Here is a 16041-nt window from a genome sequence, read left to right as displayed (position 1 = left end):
TCAGGCCACCTCGACCAGTTGACGCAGTGCTTCGGCCACCCGAGCGGGGCCGGGGAAATAGCTCCATTCATGCGTATGGGGATAGGGCGTGTCCCATCCTGCGACCCGGCGGATCGGCGCTTCGAGATGCCAGAAGCATTCCGCCTGCACCAGCGCCGCCAGCTCTGCCCCATAGCCCGAGGTCAGTGTCGCCTCATGCAGCACAAGGCAGCGCCCGGTCTTGGAGACCGATGCGGTGATCGTCTCCATATCAAGCGGCAGCAGGGTGCGCAGGTCGATCACCTCGGCATCGACGCCCGCTTCTTCGGCAGCGGCCAGCGCGACATGGACCATCGTGCCATAGGCGAGCACCGTTGCCGCGCGGCCCTGACGCCGCACCTCGGCCCTGCCCAGCGGGATGGTGTAATGCCCCTCGGGGACCTCGCCCAGTTCATGGGTCTTCCACGCGGTGACCGGGCGGTCGTGATGGCCGTCAAAGGGGCCGTTATAAAGGCGCTTCGGTTCAAAAAAGATCACCGGATCTGGGCATTCGATTGCGGCCAGCAACAGCCCCTTGGCGTCACGCGGGTTCGAGGGCACCACGGTCTTGAGCCCGGTCACATGGGTAAACAGCGCCTCGGGCGACTGGCTGTGGGTCTGGCCGCCAAAGATGCCGCCGCCCGAAGGCATGCGCACCACCAGCGGACAGGTGAACTGTCCGGCCGAGCGATAGCGCAGCCGCGCCGCCTCGGACACGATCTGGTCATAGGCGGGATATACATAGTCGGCGAACTGGATTTCCACCACCGGGCGCAGCCCATAGGCCGCCATGCCGATCGCTGCTCCGACGATGCCGGATTCGTTGATCGGCGTGTCAAAGCAGCGCGTCTTGCCATATTTCGCCTGCAATCCCGCGGTACAGCGGAAAACGCCGCCGAAATAGCCCACGTCCTCGCCAAAGACCACGACGCTGGGATCTGCCCCCATGGCCACATCCAGCGCGTCGCGGATCGCCTCGATCATCGTCATACGTGCCATGTCAGAACCCCGCCTCGTGACGTTGCTTCAAAAGATGCGGCGGCATCTCGGCGTAGACATCCTCGAACATATCGGCCGGGCTGGGGTGCTGGCCGTGGTGCAGGGTGCCGATGGCCTCGGCGCGCTTCTGCATCTGGGTGATCTCGGCAAGGATCTCGGCCTCGGCCTGGGCGTGACGCTCATCACTCCAATGGCCAAGGACGATCAGGTGGTTTTTCAGCCGCAGGATCGGATCTCCCAGGGGCCAGGCATTGCTTTCCTCGGTCGGGCGATAGGCGGTCGGGTCGTCCGAGGTTGAATGCGCCCCGGCGCGATAGGTGACGTATTCGATCAGCGTCGGGCCAAGGTTGCACCGCGCCCGCTCGGCCGCCCATTGCGCGGCGGCAAGCACCGCCAGATAGTCATTGCCATCGACCCTGAGCGACGGAATGCCAAATCCCAGCCCCCGTGCCGCAAAGGTCCCCGCCCCGCCGCGGGCGATGCCCTGAAAGGTCGATATCGCCCATTGGTTGTTGACGATGTTCAGCACCACCGGCGCCTTATAGGTCGAGGCAAAGACCAGCGCGGCGTGAAAATCGCTTTCCGCGGTCGAGCCGTCCCCGATCCAGCCCGCCGCGATCTTGCGGTCGCCCGAGATGGCCGAGGCCATGGCCCAGCCAACCGCCTGAATATATTGCGTGGCGAGGTTGCCCGAGATGGTAAAGAATCCATGCTCGCGCGAGGAATAGCAGACCGGCAGCTGACGGCCCCGCATCGGGTCCTCGGCGTTCGAGAATACCTGATTCATCATCGAACTGATCGGATAGCCCGCCGCGATCAGCAGCCCGGCCTGACGATAGGTCGGAAAATTCATGTCTCCCGGACGCAGGGCGCGCTGGAAGCCGCAAGAGATCGCCTCTTCGCCAAGGTGCTGCATGTAAAAGCTGGTCTTTTGCTGACGTTGTGCGTTCAGCATCCGCGCGTCATAGATGCGCAGCGTCATCATGTGGCGCAGCCCGGTCAGCAGATCCTCGGGCGTGATATCAAGCGCCTCGGCCCAAGGGCCGACGGCCTGCCCGTCGCGGTTCAGGACGCGGATGATGGTAAAGGCCAGATCGCGGATCGACTCGGGGTCGGCATCGACCGGCGGACGGCGCACCGTACCCGCGCGTGGGATGGCGACATGCGAGAAATCCGGCTGGTCGCCGGGCCGGACCTCGGGCTCCGGCACGGCAAGGCTTAGCGGCGGAAACTCATTCGGGTCTGGCCGATTCATCGGCACCTCCTTGGCTCTGGCTATCGGGGCGGAAACCGGTGCCTTGGCCTTTCCTGACCGACCGTGCGCGGGCCTGCCCAAAGGCGGCGGCGTGGCCGGTGGAAACCCTCATGACAAGAAAGCTGTGCATCCTGTCCCTCCCCTAAGGAAGATCATGCCACAGATCGCGACAGAATTTCCTTTCTTTATTTTCGCCTGATAGCGATGATGAAAAAGATTCTTTCAGCAAGGCGATATTTTCATGGATGAAACTGCTGCATCACGGCGGCTTGATGCGATTGATCTCAGGATCCTGCGCGCGCTGAGTCGGGACGGACGGCTGAGCAACAGCCAGCTTGCCGAAGAGGTGGGGCTTTCGCCCAGTCCCTGCTGGCAGCGCACCCGCCGTCTTGAGGCCGAGGGCATCATTCGCGGCTATACTGCCATTCTGGACCAGTCACGGCTGGGCGGAACCGAGACGGTGCTGATCGAGGTGACGCTGGATCGCCATGACGACCGCGTGCTTGAAGAATTCGGCCGGGCCATGACCAACCTGCCCGAGGTGCAAGAGATTTACCTGACCACCGGCGAATATGACTATCTGCTCAAGGTCACGGTCAGCGGCACCCGCGGATGCGAGGAATTCTTGCGCCGCAAGCTTTACCGGGTTCCGGGGATACGCCACGCGCGTTCGATCTTTACGCTGCGCTGCCTGAAAGAGCGGGGCTGGGCGCTGCCCGAGGCGGCGGGGGACTGACGCTGGCAGGCGTCACGGACCGGTATCACCGATCTGACACCTGCTTGCAGCATTGCTGTCATCTCTTGGGCCTAAAGGGGCGGTATCACAGCGAAAAGGATTGCCGCTCATGCGATTTGGCCTTGCCATTCTTGCCTGTTCCCTTGCTTCTGCTGCCCAGGCCGAGGAAAGCTTTCCCGCCCGGCTGGCGGGTCATGTTGTTCTGCCCGCCTTTACGCTGGTCGCACCGCCCGCCGATGCGCCGCGCGATCTGTGGCTGGCGGGACGCTTTACCGGGGCCGCGCGCAACGATCTGCCCATGTCGGTCGAGGGCGACACCGGCCCGACCTATGGCAGCCATGCAACCGGGATTTCCCTGCCGTTCATCGGCCAGCCGGTGCAGGGCATGTCGGGCTTTGCCATGAACCGGGCCGAGGATGGCAGCTGGTTCACCCTGACCGACAACGGCTTTGGTTCAAAGGTCAACAGCCCCGATGCGATGCTGTTCTTTCACCGTATGCGCCCCGATTTCCAGACCGGCAGGGTTGAACGGGTCGAGACGGTCTTTCTGCGCGATCCCGACCGCAAGGTGCCCTTTCGCATCGCCAATGAGACGACCGAAAGCCGCTATCTGACCGGTGCCGATTTCGACCCCGAAAGCATCCAGTATCTTGATGGAGAAATCTGGATCGGCGACGAATTCGGCCCTCATATCCTGCGGGTCGCGCTGGACGGGCGGGTGCTGTCGGTCCATCGCACCATGCTTGAGGGAGAGCTTCTTGCCGGCCCCGATACCCCCGGAGTGACCGTGCCTGCCCAGCCGGGCAAGGATTTCCGTGTCCAGCGTTCGGGCGGTTATGAGGGGATGGCGTTGCAGCCGGGTTCGGGTCTGCTTTGGGCGATGCTCGAAAAGCCGCTGCTGGCTGATGACGGCCAGCCCGAGGGCGATTTTCTGCGCGTGATGACCTTTGACACCGCCAAAGGCGACTGGACCGGCGACAGCTACCGTTTCAAACTGGCCGAGGGCGCGACGGCGATCGGGGATTTCAACTTCATCGACGAGACCCGGGCGCTGGTAATCGAACGTGACAATGGCGAAGGCGACGCCGCCCGCGCCTGCACTGAGGGCGCGGCGGATCAGTCGGCCTGCTATCCTTTGCCCGCGCGGGTCAAGCGCGTGGTATTGGTCGATACCGCCAGCACCGACGCCGAAGGTTATCTGCGCCGCATCGGTCATGTCGATCTGCTGGATATTGCTGACCCCGATGGCAAGGCTTTGCCCGGGCACAAGCCCGATGAGGGGAATTTCACCTTCCCCTTCTTTACCATCGAGGACGTGGCGCGGGTCGATGACAGCCACATCATGCTGGCCAACGACAACAACCTGCCATTTTCGGGCGGGCGCCAGATCGGGCAGGCGGCGGATAATGAATTCATCCTGCTGTCGGTACCCGAGTTGCTGGCGGCGAAATAAGGCACATGGTCAGGGGCTGGGGCCTTGCCCTTGCCCGGCCCAGGCGGCGCGTGTCGGGTCCCGGCTTGCGCCGCTTTTCGCGTTGCGGCTACAACTTCGGTCGGAACGGGGCTGATCGCCCATGTTCCGTGACATCATTGCGGAGGGGCGATCATGAAACTGGTTTCGATCTGTACGGCGGCGGGGCTGACCCTGCTGTCGCTAGGTGCTGCATGGGCCGAGCCACAGCCCGTCGAGCCCTCGGCTCTTTCGCGCGAGATCGGCGAAAGGGGCATCGCGCCGGTGCTTGAGCGGTTGCACGCCCTGCCGTCGCCGACCGCCGACGAGCGTTTTGCCATCGCCGGGCTGGAATTTCTGGGTGCCGTCGAAACCGCTTGGCACTGGCGTGAGACCTATGGCGTCCGCCCCCTTGGCCCGATGATTTTTGGTTTTTCCACCGATCTGCCCGAAGGGATGGAGCCGCAGCCGATGCCGCCTGAGGCTTTGGCCGATCTGACCGAACAGACGCTGGCCGCGATGGTACGCAGCCGCGCCGCGCTTGCCGGGATCGGCCCTGATGAAGACTTTGGTCTGGCCATCTCGATGCGCGATCTGTGGTTCGACATCAATGGCGACGGCAAACGCGCCGAGAGCGAGGGCGCGGCCGAGTTGCTGGACGGAGTCCTTTGGTCCGGCGTTACCGAATTCGATCAGGAAACGGGCGCGCCGATCGCTTCCGAACTTCCGGTGATCCGCTTTGATCGCGCCGATGCGGCCTGGCTGTCGGCCTATACGCATCTGGTTTCGGGCGGGGCAGAGCTGCTTTTGGCCTTTGATCCGACGCCGAGCCTGCAAAGGGTCTTTGCGATGCGCGAACGGATCGACAAAGCCCGGCTAAATGTAGATCCGGACGGAATGTTGCTGCCGCCCATGGCGGATGGCGCCATCGACCCTATTGCCGCGGCCTTCGACATGCTGCGCCGTCAGCCTGATGCCAAGCGTACCCGCGCCGCCCGTGCCCATTGGCAGCAAACCATTGCCGAGAACAGGCGTTTCTGGACGCTGGTCGGGCAGGAAAGCGACAATGCCGGAGAGTGGATTCCGAACGACCGTCAGGTCTCGGCCACGGGCATCGCCTTTCCGCCCGGTACGGGTCCGGCATGGCAGGCGGTCCTGGCCGACGGCGAGGCGCTGCTGAAGGGTGAGCGCAGCGTTATCTTCTGGCGCGCGCCGCTGGGGATCGACCTTGGCGCATGGCTGGAAAACCCCGCGCCGCTGCCGGTCGACGGGGTGATCCAGGGCTGGGCGCTGGCGGATTATTTCACCGACGCCCCGCCCGTCAGCCCGGAAAGCTTTGATCGTTTTGCGGACATGCTGACCGACACCGGGCCGTTCCTTGCCATGGTGATGCTGAACTGATTCTTACTTGACCAGTTCGCGGATGATCAGATCCAGCCCGGGGTTTCCGGTGCCCAGGGGGTTCTGGTTCAACAGCCGCTGACGGCGCTGGCGGGCCTCTGCGGCGTGCTCGCCTCGCGGCCAGGCCTGCAGATACTGGGCATAGGCATCGGCCGTGTTGATCTGGCGGGCGCGGCTCCAGGCGCGGTCCTCGCGCTCATCGCTCGACAGGGTCTCGCGTTCCTGTGCTGCGGCAAGGCGGGCCCGCGCATTCTCGGCATAGATCCCGTCGGGATAGCGATTGAGATAGGCGCGAAGGTTTCTGACCCCGCCGATCGCGCCGGTCTTTTGCCAATAAGCGCGGTCCTCTTGTTCGCGTGTCGAGGTTTGTGTCCCGGCCTGCGCGCGCATGGTCGCGATCTGGTCCGAGGTCAGATAGCCAGTCACCGGATAGCCGTTACGCTGTTGCCAGCCCCGGATGGCCGAGCGGGTGCGCGCGCCAAAGACGCCATCCGCGCCGCCTGTCGAATAGCCAAGGACGTTCAGCCGGCGCTGAATGGTGATACGTGCCGTGCGCGACAGGCCCAGCCGGTTCTCGGCCAGTTCCGCCTGTGACGCCTGACGCACCGGCTCGACCTCGCGCGGTTGCTGGATTTCAGGCGCACGCGGTTTCACCGGTTGCGGAGCAGGCGCCGGGGCGGGGGCGGGCTCTGGCGGGCGCAGCTCGGTCAGGCGGCGTTGCGCAGCCTCGGCAAATTCGCCCCGGGGGTAGCGGGAAAGATAGTTCTCATAAGCCTCGACCGTATTGGCTGCGGCGGCATCCGCCCATAGATCGCGGTCGCCCTGCGCCGCTTTCAGCGCATCAAGCCGCGCCTTGGCTGCGGCTGAGTAAATCCCGCTGGGGTACTGGCTAAGATAGCTGCGATAGGCATCGGCCGAATCCTCGGCTGCGGCCTTGGCCCACAGATCGCGGTCGGTCTCCAGCGGATCGCCCGAGGGGTCGGTAGCTGTGCTGGCCGGGACCAGCACCAGATCGGCATTGCCACCCTCGGCGAGCGTCAGCCGGTCATCGGCGCGGATCACTGCGTCCACCGATGCTCCGGGCTGCAAAAGCGCCTCTGCCGCCGCGCTGGTCGCCGCTGGAGGACCCGAGATCACCGTCACCCCCTCGGGCGGGGTCAGGGGGCCGATGCCGCTCTCCAGACCGGTGGCGGGCTCCATCCCCGTCTCATCCGTGCCAAGCAGCAGCACCGCGCCGGGGCGGGCATCCTTTAGCAAATCCAGCACCATCGACAGCGGCACGCCCTGCGCCGCCGCGCCGATCAGATCAGGCTTGTTGGCATCGGTGCCCATATACCAGCTGTCGCTGCCGCCGTGCAGGAAATGCCCGTTCAGCAGCACGACCCTTGCACCGGGCGAATCGTCGGGCCGCAGCAGATCCGACAGCGCCTGCCGCACATCCTTGACCACCAGATCGGCCCCGGTGACGGTGCGAAATCCTGCTGCCTTCATTGCCTCGGATGCGGCTTTGGCGTCGGCATCGGCCAGCTTCGGCGCATTCTGGTAATTCGCATTGGCGATCACCACGCCACGGTTTTCGGCCCATGCCGGCCCTGCAGCGACCAGAGCAGCCAAAAGAAGCGACAGGTGACGCATGATGCTTTCCTTCCAAGACGATGCCTTCTGCCTATAAGCGCGGGGCAGGGAATTCGTTCCCGCGTTACTGGCCTGATAATGGTCCCGCAAGCATGCCACCGGGCGATGGGGGAGTGATTTCGGCAAAGCCCTGCCGATGGGGCGGAGCCGTCAGTAGATCGGAGGCGAGACGATCCAGATCACCTCGGTGGGTTCGTCGCCGGGGTTTTCCCACGCATAGGCCGCACCCTTGAACTGGAAACTGTCGCCGGGCCCAAGCTCGAACCGGCGCGCGTCGATTTTCAGGATCAGCCGGCCCGAGATCACGACGCCACCGTCCTCTTTCTCGCGCGCGGGGCGGATGCCCTCACTTTTTGAGTGGGGGGCAAAGACCGAACGGATCATTTCGAACCCCCCCATAAGACCGGGTGAGAGCAGCTCTTCTGACAGGCCGGTATCGACCGAGCCGATGCGGCTGCGGTCGGCGGCGCGCACGATCAGACCCTGTTCATCGGGTCCGCGGCTGGCCGAGCGGAAAAAGAAACTGATGTTCAGGTCAAACAGCCGCGCGATCCGGCCCAGATCCTGAACCGAGGGCGTGGTCACGCCGCGCTCGACCTGGCTGAGCCAGCCGACCGAACGCTCAAGCGCGGCGGCGCAATCGACAATGGTCAGGCCGCGCGCCTTACGCAAAGCCCGGATGTCCTGTCCGATCCTGTCCATGGTTTATTGCTAAAAGACTGGTGGGTTGTTGACCAGATACTTGATCGAATATCTATCGTTCATCACATAAATGAAAAAGAAGCATTGAAATTTCATATCATGCTGACAATCTGGCGCAAAGGATTCGCCCTGCGAGGACCCGCGCCATGCCCGATATTCCCAGCTCTGCCCGTGTCGTCATCATTGGGGGTGGTATTTCAGGCTGTTCGGTCGCCTATCATCTGGCCGAACGCGGCTGGACCGATATCGTGCTGCTTGAGCGCAGGCAGCTGACCTGCGGCACGACCTGGCATGCTGCCGGGCTGATTGGGCAGTTGCGCGCCAGCCGCAATATGACCCGTCTGGCGAAATATTCGGCCGATCTTTACCGCAGGCTTGAGGCAGAGACCGGGCTGGCCACCGGTTTTTCGCAACGCGGCTCGATCACCGTGGCCTTGACAGAGGCGCGGCGCGAAGAGCTTTTGCGTCAGGCCTCGATGGCCCGCGCCTTTGGGGTCGAGGTGAACGAGCTTTCACCTGTTGATATCAATGCTTTGTACCCGCACCTTGAGGTGTCGGACGTGGTATCCGGCGTTCATCTGCCCGGCGATGGGCAGGCAGATCCCGCAAATATTGCGCTGGCGCTTGCCAAGGGCGCACGTGCGCGGGGCGCCCGCATTATCGAGGGCGTCAAGGTAACCCGCGTTACCACCGACCGCGGCAGTGTGACCGGTGTCGATTGGCGGGCAGGGGATGAGCAGGGCCATATCGCCGCCACCCATGTCGTCAATTGCGGTGGCATGTGGGGCCGTGATCTTGCCGCGCAGAACGGCGTTACCTTGCCGCTGCATGCCTGCGAGCATTTCTATATCGTCACCGAGGCGATCCCCGGGCTTGAGCGCCTGCCGGTGCTGCGCGTTCCCGATGAATGCGCCTATTACAAAGAGGATGCGGGCAAGATCCTGCTGGGCGCGTTCGAACCAAAGGCCAAGCCCTGGGGCATGTCCGGCATCCCCGAGGATTTCTGCTTTGACCAGCTGCCCGAAGATCTCGACCATTTCGAACCGATTTTTGAAAAGGCCGTAGCTCGGATGCCGCTTTTGGCCGAAGCGGGGATCCATACTTTTTTCAACGGTCCCGAAAGCTTTACCCCCGACGACCGCTATTATCTGGGCGCGGCACCCGAGGTCGCGGGCTATTGGGTCGCGGCGGGTTATAATTCGATCGGCATCGTTTCGTCGGGCGGTGCGGGCATGGCGCTGGCGGCTTGGATGGATAAGGGCGAACCCCCCTTTGACCTGTGGGAGGTGGACATCCGTCGCGCCCAGCCCTTTCAGCGCAATCGCCGCTATCTGCGTGAACGGGTCAGCGAGACCTTGGGCCTGCTTTATGCCGATCATTACCCCTATCGGCAGGTCGAGACGGCGCGCGGGTTGCGCCGCTCACCCCTGCATGAACATCTGAAGGCGCGCGGCGCGGTCTTTGGCGAGGTCTCGGGGTGGGAGCGGGCGAACTGGTTCGCGCGCCCCGGAGAGCTGCGCGAATATCGTTATTCCTGGGGTCGCCAGAACTGGTTTCCCAATCAGCGGGATGAGCATATGGCGCTGCGCGAGGGCGTCGGGCTGATCGACATGTCCAGCTTTGGCAAGATCCGGGTCGAGGGTCGCGATGCGCTGGCGTTTTTGCAGCGGCTTTGCGGCAATGATCTGGACGTCGCGCCGGGCCGCATTGTCTATACGCAGATGCTGAACGCGCGGGGCGGTATCGAAAGCGATCTGACGGTGACGCGCCTGTCCGAAACGGCCTTTCTGCTGGTTGTGCCCGGGGCGACCCTGCAACGTGACCTTGCCTGGCTGCGTCGGCATCTGGGTGAGGCATGGGTGACGATCACCGATATGAGCGCGGCGGAGGCGGTGCTGCTGGTCATGGGGCCGCGCGCCCGTGCCCTTATGTCCCGCGTCTCGCCCGACGATTTTTCGGACGCTGCCCATCCCTTTGGCACTGCGCGTGAAATTGAGATCGGCCTTGGTCTCGCCCGCGCCCATCGCATCTCATATGTCGGTGAACTGGGTTGGGAAGTTTACGTCAGCGCCGATCAGGCCGCCCATGTCTTTGAAGAGCTGACCGAGGCAGGCGAGGATCTGGGCCTGCGTCTTTGCGGGTTACATGCGATGGACAGCTGCCGGATCGAAAAAGCCTATCGCCATTTCGGTCACGACATCACTGACGAAGATCATGTGCTGGAGGCGGGACTGGGTTTTGCCGTCAAGACTGGCAAAGGCGATTTCATCGGGCGCGAGGCGGTTTTGCGCAAACGCGATGAGGGGTTGTCGCGCCGGCTTTTGCAGTTCTGCCTGTGCGACCCCGAGCCGCTGTTGTTCCATAATGAACCGATCCTGCGCAACGGGCGTATCGTCGGGCAACTTACCTCGGGGGCTTATGGTCATGCGCTTGGCGCGGCGGTCGGCCTTGGCTATGTGCCCTGCTGCGGGGATGAAAGCGTGGCAGAGCTGCTTGGCTCGGTTTGGCAGATCGAGGTTGCGGGCCGCCCGGTCACCGCCAGGGCCAGCCTTAAGCCGCTATACGACCCGACGGGCGCGCGAATGATCTAGGCGGTGCGAGCCTGCCCCTGTTTGCTGCCTCAGTGGCGGAATCACGCCGATTGCGAACGCGCACCCCCCTATTTTGGGGAATAGCGAGATGCGCGAACAACTGGCAGAGATGATCCTGCCTGCTCAGGTCGTGTCATTTACACGAGCAAACCGGCGGGACGCTATTTTAGATAGTCATTGCCGTAATGAGTGTCGGCCTTTGGTGCCGAATGTGATGAAATGGCATGCGTGGGTTGTACCCCGACCCGCGCATGCCATATCTTCATCTGTTATGTTCCTGGCTTCGGAGATGGCTCGAATGCATCACCCGCCCGCGCCGCGTCCCAGCAGAAGATCCGTTATTCTTTCCGGTGCTGCGGCAGCTCTTTTGCCCGGATCGCCGCTGCGCGCATCCGAAAACCGGCCGATGCTGACCATCACCGAACCTGCCGGCAAGGTGCGAGAGCTTTCCGAACAGGATATTGCCGATCTGGCCTGGCACGAGATTGCGACCCGAACGCGCTGGACAGACGGCGTCCAGACCTTTCGGGGTCCCCGGTTAAAGGATGTGCTGACCCAGGGCGGCATGACCCGTTCGGACCTGATCAGCCGCAACCTGCTGATGAAGGCGCTGAACGATTTTGGCATTGTGGTTCCTGCCAGCGACGCCTGGGATTACAACCTCATCATCGCGCGCGAGATGAATGGCAAGCTGATGCGGGTGCGCGACAAGGGCCCGTTGTGGCTGATCTATCCCCGCGACCAGTACCTCGAGCTGCAAAACGCCGTCGTTGACGAACGCTGGATCTGGCAACTGTCCGAGATCATCGTGCTGTGATGCGCCTGCGCGGTTCCCATTTCGCGCTGGTGACCATTGCAAGCTTCGTGGTGCTGTTCATCTATTCTCTGACGCAGATCGTCAATATCGACCGCGCATTCCGCAGCGAGATCACCGAAGGCAACATGTGGGTCGCGACTCAGGCGGACCGCGAGGCCCAGAACATGTTGGTCACCCTCTATCGCTATGGGCTGAAAGCCGACTACGACGAGGTGATGCTGCGGTTTGACATTCTCTACAGCCGCATCGCGCTGATGACCGACAGGCCGCAGTTCGAATATTTCCGTTCCATCGGCGCGGGCCCGCAGGTGACCGAGGTCAAGGCGATGCTGGACGACATCGACGCGGTCATCTCGGCCAGCGACTTTGACCTTGCGGAGATCGGGACACTGATTCCGCGTTTCTCCGCGCTGTCGTCGATCCTGCGCGACATCACCAATGCCCTGGTCCTGAAAGAGCGGATCGAGCGTCAGGCCCGCCGGGAATCCCTGCAGCGTATGTTTCAACTGCTAAGCTTCGCTGCGCTTGGCACCTTTGTTTCGGGCGTGGTCATGGCCGGCCTGTTGTGGCGCAACATGCGGCGATCAATACGTGCGCAACAGGAATTGCAGGCCCATCGCGCAGAGCTGGAAAAAACCGTCATTGCCCGCACCTTCGAGCTGCAAGAGGCGCTGGAGGTCGAGCGCCGCGCCAAGGACGTCTATCGCAGCTTTATCGTCACCGTCTCGCACCAGTTCCGCACCCCGGTGTCGATCATTCACATGATCGCGCAGCGCCAGTTGCGTGACGATTCGGCGCCGCTTTCGGATGCGCTGCGGCGCAAGTTCAGCCGTATCCTTGACGCAGCCGAGCGGCTTGAGCGGTTGCTGAGCAGCTTTCTTGCCTCGGCCAGTGTCGAGGGCAAGGACATCTCGCTGTCCCGCCGCCTGATAGATTTCAATGAAATCGCCGCAGTTGCTGCCGATCAGATCCGGCAGGCGAACCCTGCGCGCCGGATTGAGGTATCGCTGGCCGAAACGGCGCTGCTGATTGACGCCGACCCGGTGCTGCTTGAACAAGCGGTGCTGAACCTGCTGTCAAACGCGATCAAATACTCTGAAGCCCCCGCTCCGGTCCGGCTTGAGACATCGTGCAGGAACGGCCGCGTTCTGTGCCGGGTGAAAGACAGCGGCGTCGGTATCCCGCACGAGGCGCAGGCGGTCGTGTTCGACAAGTTTTACCGTGCGCCAAATGTGCATCGCCTGCCCGGAGTCGGGGTTGGCCTTAGTCTTGTGCGTGATATAGTCTCGCTACACGGTGGCGAAGTAACCTTTACTTCGCAGGTGGGCGAGGGGTCCGAGTTCATCATTGCCGTGCCTGCTGCGGGGGGTCAGGCGGATGGGGCGGAGTCGCATACCAGCGACCATTCTTTGTGTCGAGGATGAAGAGTTCCTCCTTGAGGAATTGCAAGAAGAGCTGTCGTCCAAAGGGCATAACGTCCTGACAGCGACGAACAGCGACGAGGCCGAGGCGATTCTGGCCGAGTACCGTCCCGACATTGTCCTATGCGATGTGATGCTGCCCGGGCGCAGCGGGTTTGAGCTTTTGAACGACCTGCGCGACGGTGACAGACTGGCCGAAACGACGGCTTTCATCTTTCTGACCGCACTGTCGGACCGCGAACCTCATCTGGAGGGGCTGCGTGCCGGGGCGGTCGATTACCTGACCAAGCCGGTCGATCTGGATCTGCTGCATCTCAAGATCGAGAATACGCTGGCCTTTGCCCATCGCCTGCGCGAAGGCATGGTGCCGCTGGGTGAACCTCTGGACGTTCACCTGTCACGGCGCGAAGAGCAGGTGCTGTCGCTTTTGGGGCAGGGCGCGCGAACCGGAGCCATCGCCGCGCGGCTTGAGATTTCCGAACACACGGTCAGCCATTACATCAAAGAGCTGTACCGCAAGCTTGGGATCAACAACCGCGCCGATGCCGCCCGGATCGCTATTTCGCTGGGGCTTAGCGCGACAAACAGAACTTAGCCCCAGCCCCTGCAGTTATAGCGCCCCAAGTTCGTGCATGTGACGGGACAGGCCCGGCGTCAGCGGAAACAGGGCTGCTTGCACGGAGTGATAGATGTCGGGCTTACCCTTGAACTGGGTCATTGCCGGACGGTCGTTTCCATCAAGCTCGGGGAACCAGCCGCCGCGGCGGTGGTCGATCAGCTTTTCATCGGCAAAGCGCCACAGGCGGCGATACCAAAGCTCATCTTCGGGGCGCGGGTCCAGCTTGATCAGCATGGAAAGCGCCCCGATCGCCTCGGTCACCGGCCACCAGTAGCGCGCGTCAATCGCCACCTTCCCGTCAAGGTCCAGCGTATAGACCATACCGCCCCGCGCCTTATCCCAGGCATCGGACAGCGCGCGGGCGATCAGGCGGCGGGCGCGTTCAGGCGCGTCACCCTGAGGCCGGCCCGAAAGATCCCACCATTGCAGCAACAGCCGCCCGAATTCGCAGGAATGGCCAGGGGTCGTGCCTGAAGGGCGAAACATCGGGTCGCCCGCATAATCGGGATCGACCAGCCATGATGCGGTGTAGTGTTCGGGGATGCGCCAGCCATGCGTCGCGGCCATCCGCTGGGTGAACATCTCAAGGATGCGGCCGGCGCGGGCAAGGGGCTGTGCATCATTTGTGGCCTCATGGGCGGCCAGCAGCGCCTCGACCCCGTGCATATTGGCGTTCATGCCGCGATAGCTGGAAAACGGCGTCCAGTCGCGGTTCCATTCGTCGCAGAACAGGCCGGGGTCCTCTTCCCAGAAGTGCTGCTCAAGTACCTCGCTGACGTCCTCATACAGCCTTCTCGCATCGGGATGACCGACCTCCAGCGCGCTTGAGGCAGCAAGCAGCACAAAGACATGTCCATAGGCCAGCTTGCGCCCGTCGGCGACGGCATCGTCCTTGACCCCCCAGACATAGCCGCCATGGACGGGGTCGCGGTGATGGGACCACAGATAGCGCATGCCCTGATCGACGATCTTGTCTGCGCCGGGTTGGCCCAGCCGCATCCCCAATGCGTAAGAGTGGATCAGCCTTGTTGTCGTATGCAGCTCTTGCAGCCGGTCGGGCAGGGGGCGGCCGTCAAGATCAAGGGTAAAGAACCCGCCTTTGGGGTTCACGCTGGCGTCAAAGAACTGAAACTGCCGCCGCGCATCGGCCAGCAGCCAGTCGCGATGGCGCGGGTCCTTTAGCCACGGGGATTGGTCGGTGTCGTCCTGCGGCAGGGCGTTGGCGGGCATGTCGGTCCTTGTCATCTCTGTGGGGCATTCGGGAATGAGGCAGCGTCCGTTACGGCGCGATCCGTTTTTCTGTTTTTGGGTCGAAGGCGATGGCTTTTTCCATGTTGGCGGCGAAGTCGAAGCGTTGTCCCGGTCGGACCAGCGCATCGGCGCGCATCCGTGCGACGACCTCTTTGCCGCCCAGGACCATGGTGACAAATGTGTCCGAACCCGCCGGCTCGGTCACGCTGACGCGGTTGGTCAGGGTCTGGATGTTCGCGGACTGCCGGTCGGCGCCTTCGGGATCGGTCATCGCCTCGGGGCGGATGCCCAGCAGGATCTCGCGACCGTCCCATTCAGCAAGGTTCGGCTGGCTGAAGCGCAAAAGAACCTCATTGCCATCGGCGTCGGTGATTTTCGCATGGGGAACGCCTTCACGCATCACCACATGCGCCGGGATGATATTCATCGCCGGAGACCCCATGAAGGTCGCCACAAAGACATTGGCGGGCGTGTCATAGATCTCTTTCGGCGTGCCGAGCTGCTGGACATAACCCTGATACATCACCGCAATCCGGGTCGAGAGCGTCATCGCCTCGATCTGGTCATGGGTCACATAGACGATGGTCGTCTTCAGCTTCTGGTGCAGCTTCTTGATCTCGGTGCGCATGTCGACGCGCAGCTTGGCGTCCAGGTTCGACAAAGGCTCGTCGAACAGGAACACATCGGGGTCGCGCACCAGCGCCCGGCCCATGGCGACGCGCTGACGCTGGCCGCCCGAAAGCTGGCCCGGCTTGCGGTCAAGCAGGTGGTCGATCTGCAAAAGCCTGGCGACCTCGGCCAGCGCCTTTTCCCGCTCGGCCCTGGGGGTGCCGTGCATTTCAAGACCGAAGGTGATGTTCTGGCCAACCGTCATGTTGGGGTAAAGCGCATAGCTTTGGAACACCATGGCGATGTTGCGTTTCGACGGGTGAACGCCGTTCATCACCCGGCCCTTGATGCTGATTTCGCCTGAGGTGATGTCCTCAAGCCCGGCGATCATGTTCAGCAGCGTGGATTTGCCGCAGCCCGAGGGGCCGACCAGCACGAGGAATTCGCCCTCTTCGACGCTGATGTCGATATCGTGCAGGATTTCGACCGGGCCATAGGATTTGGTGGTATTGCGGATTTCCAGAAAGCCCATGGCTC

At 62.9% G+C, this 16041-nt stretch carries 13 protein-coding genes; 7 read left to right on the top strand and 6 right to left on the bottom strand.

The genetic code is table 11. The features are described 5' to 3' along the window. Both F8A10_RS19860 and F8A10_RS19855 read right to left on the bottom strand, forming a co-directional pair. The gene (locus tag F8A10_RS19860) at positions 1–1017 is read right to left on the bottom strand and encodes an alpha-ketoacid dehydrogenase subunit beta (protein WP_085501690.1); all 1017 of its coding nucleotides are present in this window, start codon (positions 1015–1017) and stop codon (positions 1–3) included. 1 nt (position 1018) lies between these two features. Further along, positions 1019–2272: a 3-methyl-2-oxobutanoate dehydrogenase (2-methylpropanoyl-transferring) subunit alpha gene (locus tag F8A10_RS19855; RefSeq protein WP_152368290.1), complete on the bottom strand. Its 1254-nt coding sequence runs from the start codon at positions 2270–2272 to the stop codon at positions 1019–1021. 241 nt (positions 2273–2513) lie between these two features. On the opposite strand from F8A10_RS19855, the gene F8A10_RS19850 reads away from it, so the two are divergent. The 3 genes from F8A10_RS19850 (at position 2514) to F8A10_RS19840 (ending at position 5859) form a co-directional block, all read left to right on the top strand. After that, complete coding sequence (locus F8A10_RS19850; protein ID WP_010396646.1) at positions 2514–3008, top strand: Lrp/AsnC family transcriptional regulator; 495 nt, start codon at positions 2514–2516, stop codon at positions 3006–3008. A 109-nt stretch (positions 3009–3117) separates the two neighbouring features. After that, a complete protein-coding gene (locus tag F8A10_RS19845; RefSeq protein ID WP_152368289.1) occupies positions 3118–4461 on the top strand; it encodes an esterase-like activity of phytase family protein in 1344 nt (447 codons plus the stop codon). A 153-nt stretch (positions 4462–4614) separates the two neighbouring features. Further along, positions 4615–5859, top strand: coding sequence for a hypothetical protein (locus F8A10_RS19840; protein ID WP_152368288.1), 1245 nt, complete (start codon positions 4615–4617; stop codon positions 5857–5859). Positions 5860–5862: 3 nt separating this feature from the next. On the opposite strand, the gene F8A10_RS19835 is transcribed toward F8A10_RS19840, so the two are convergent. Beyond that, positions 5863–7494: a peptidoglycan-binding domain-containing protein gene (locus F8A10_RS19835; protein WP_152368287.1), complete on the bottom strand. Its 1632-nt coding sequence runs from the start codon at positions 7492–7494 to the stop codon at positions 5863–5865. A gap of 150 nt (positions 7495–7644) precedes the next feature. Next, on the bottom strand, positions 7645–8196 hold the full coding sequence (locus F8A10_RS19830; RefSeq protein WP_010396654.1) for a helix-turn-helix domain-containing protein: 552 nt from the start codon (positions 8194–8196) through the stop codon (positions 7645–7647). 146 nt (positions 8197–8342) lie between these two features. Between F8A10_RS19830 and F8A10_RS19825 the strand changes: the two genes are divergently transcribed. The 4 genes from F8A10_RS19825 to F8A10_RS19810 all read left to right on the top strand — a co-directional run bounded on the left by F8A10_RS19825 (position 8343) and on the right by F8A10_RS19810 (position 13620). Further along, positions 8343–10787 carry a GcvT family protein gene (locus F8A10_RS19825; protein ID WP_152368286.1) on the top strand — a complete coding sequence of 815 codons (2445 nt, stop codon included), beginning with the start codon at positions 8343–8345 and terminating at the stop codon, positions 10785–10787. 406 nt (positions 10788–11193) lie between these two features. After that, entirely contained in the window at positions 11194–11604 is a 411-nt protein-coding gene (locus F8A10_RS19820; RefSeq protein ID WP_010396658.1) for a molybdopterin-dependent oxidoreductase, read from the top strand. Continuing rightward, positions 11604–13028 (top strand): sensor histidine kinase, encoded by a 1425-nt coding sequence (locus F8A10_RS19815; RefSeq protein WP_152368285.1) that lies wholly within the window; start codon positions 11604–11606, stop codon positions 13026–13028. The genes F8A10_RS19820 and F8A10_RS19815 overlap by 1 nt, the downstream gene beginning before the upstream one ends. Beyond that, entirely contained in the window at positions 12982–13620 is a 639-nt protein-coding gene (locus tag F8A10_RS19810) for a response regulator transcription factor (RefSeq protein ID WP_029372115.1), read from the top strand. Before F8A10_RS19815 ends, F8A10_RS19810 begins: the two co-directional genes overlap by 47 nt. 15 nt (positions 13621–13635) lie before the next feature. Here the strand turns inward: F8A10_RS19810 and F8A10_RS19805 are convergent, their stop codons facing one another. Next, a complete protein-coding gene (locus F8A10_RS19805; RefSeq protein WP_010396664.1) occupies positions 13636–14874 on the bottom strand; it encodes an AGE family epimerase/isomerase in 1239 nt (412 codons plus the stop codon). 49 nt (positions 14875–14923) lie between these two features. Next, complete coding sequence (locus tag F8A10_RS19800; protein WP_152368284.1) at positions 14924–16036, bottom strand: ABC transporter ATP-binding protein; 1113 nt, start codon at positions 16034–16036, stop codon at positions 14924–14926. Positions 16037–16041: the final 5 nt, after the last annotated feature.

Origin of the sequence: Paracoccus kondratievae (assembly GCF_009301415.1) — a bacterium.
GTDB classification, from domain to species: Bacteria; Pseudomonadota; Alphaproteobacteria; order Rhodobacterales; family Rhodobacteraceae; genus Paracoccus; species Paracoccus kondratievae.
Note: the sequence above shows the minus strand (reverse complement) of the source record. Positions and strands in the feature narration are given on the sequence as shown.

Excerpts from the sequence above, each read along its gene's own strand:
- F8A10_RS19860 (WP_085501690.1), bottom strand. The coding sequence starts at position 1,017 with ATGGCACGTATGACGATGATCGAGGCGATCCGCGACGCGCTGGATGTG.
- F8A10_RS19855 (WP_152368290.1), bottom strand. The coding sequence starts at position 2,272 with ATGAATCGGCCAGACCCGAATGAGTTTCCGCCGCTAAGCCTTGCCGTG.
- F8A10_RS19850 (WP_010396646.1), top strand. The coding sequence starts at position 2,514 with ATGGATGAAACTGCTGCATCACGGCGGCTTGATGCGATTGATCTCAGG.
- F8A10_RS19845 (WP_152368289.1), top strand. The coding sequence starts at position 3,118 with ATGCGATTTGGCCTTGCCATTCTTGCCTGTTCCCTTGCTTCTGCTGCC.
- F8A10_RS19840 (WP_152368288.1), top strand. The coding sequence starts at position 4,615 with ATGAAACTGGTTTCGATCTGTACGGCGGCGGGGCTGACCCTGCTGTCG.
- F8A10_RS19835 (WP_152368287.1), bottom strand. The coding sequence starts at position 7,494 with ATGCGTCACCTGTCGCTTCTTTTGGCTGCTCTGGTCGCTGCAGGGCCG.
- F8A10_RS19830 (WP_010396654.1), bottom strand. The coding sequence starts at position 8,196 with ATGGACAGGATCGGACAGGACATCCGGGCTTTGCGTAAGGCGCGCGGC.
- F8A10_RS19825 (WP_152368286.1), top strand. The coding sequence starts at position 8,343 with ATGCCCGATATTCCCAGCTCTGCCCGTGTCGTCATCATTGGGGGTGGT.
- F8A10_RS19820 (WP_010396658.1), top strand. The coding sequence starts at position 11,194 with ATGCTGACCATCACCGAACCTGCCGGCAAGGTGCGAGAGCTTTCCGAA.
- F8A10_RS19815 (WP_152368285.1), top strand. The coding sequence starts at position 11,604 with ATGCGCCTGCGCGGTTCCCATTTCGCGCTGGTGACCATTGCAAGCTTC.
- F8A10_RS19810 (WP_029372115.1), top strand. The coding sequence starts at position 12,982 with ATGGGGCGGAGTCGCATACCAGCGACCATTCTTTGTGTCGAGGATGAA.
- F8A10_RS19805 (WP_010396664.1), bottom strand. The coding sequence starts at position 14,874 with ATGCCCGCCAACGCCCTGCCGCAGGACGACACCGACCAATCCCCGTGG.
- F8A10_RS19800 (WP_152368284.1), bottom strand. The coding sequence starts at position 16,036 with ATGGGCTTTCTGGAAATCCGCAATACCACCAAATCCTATGGCCCGGTC.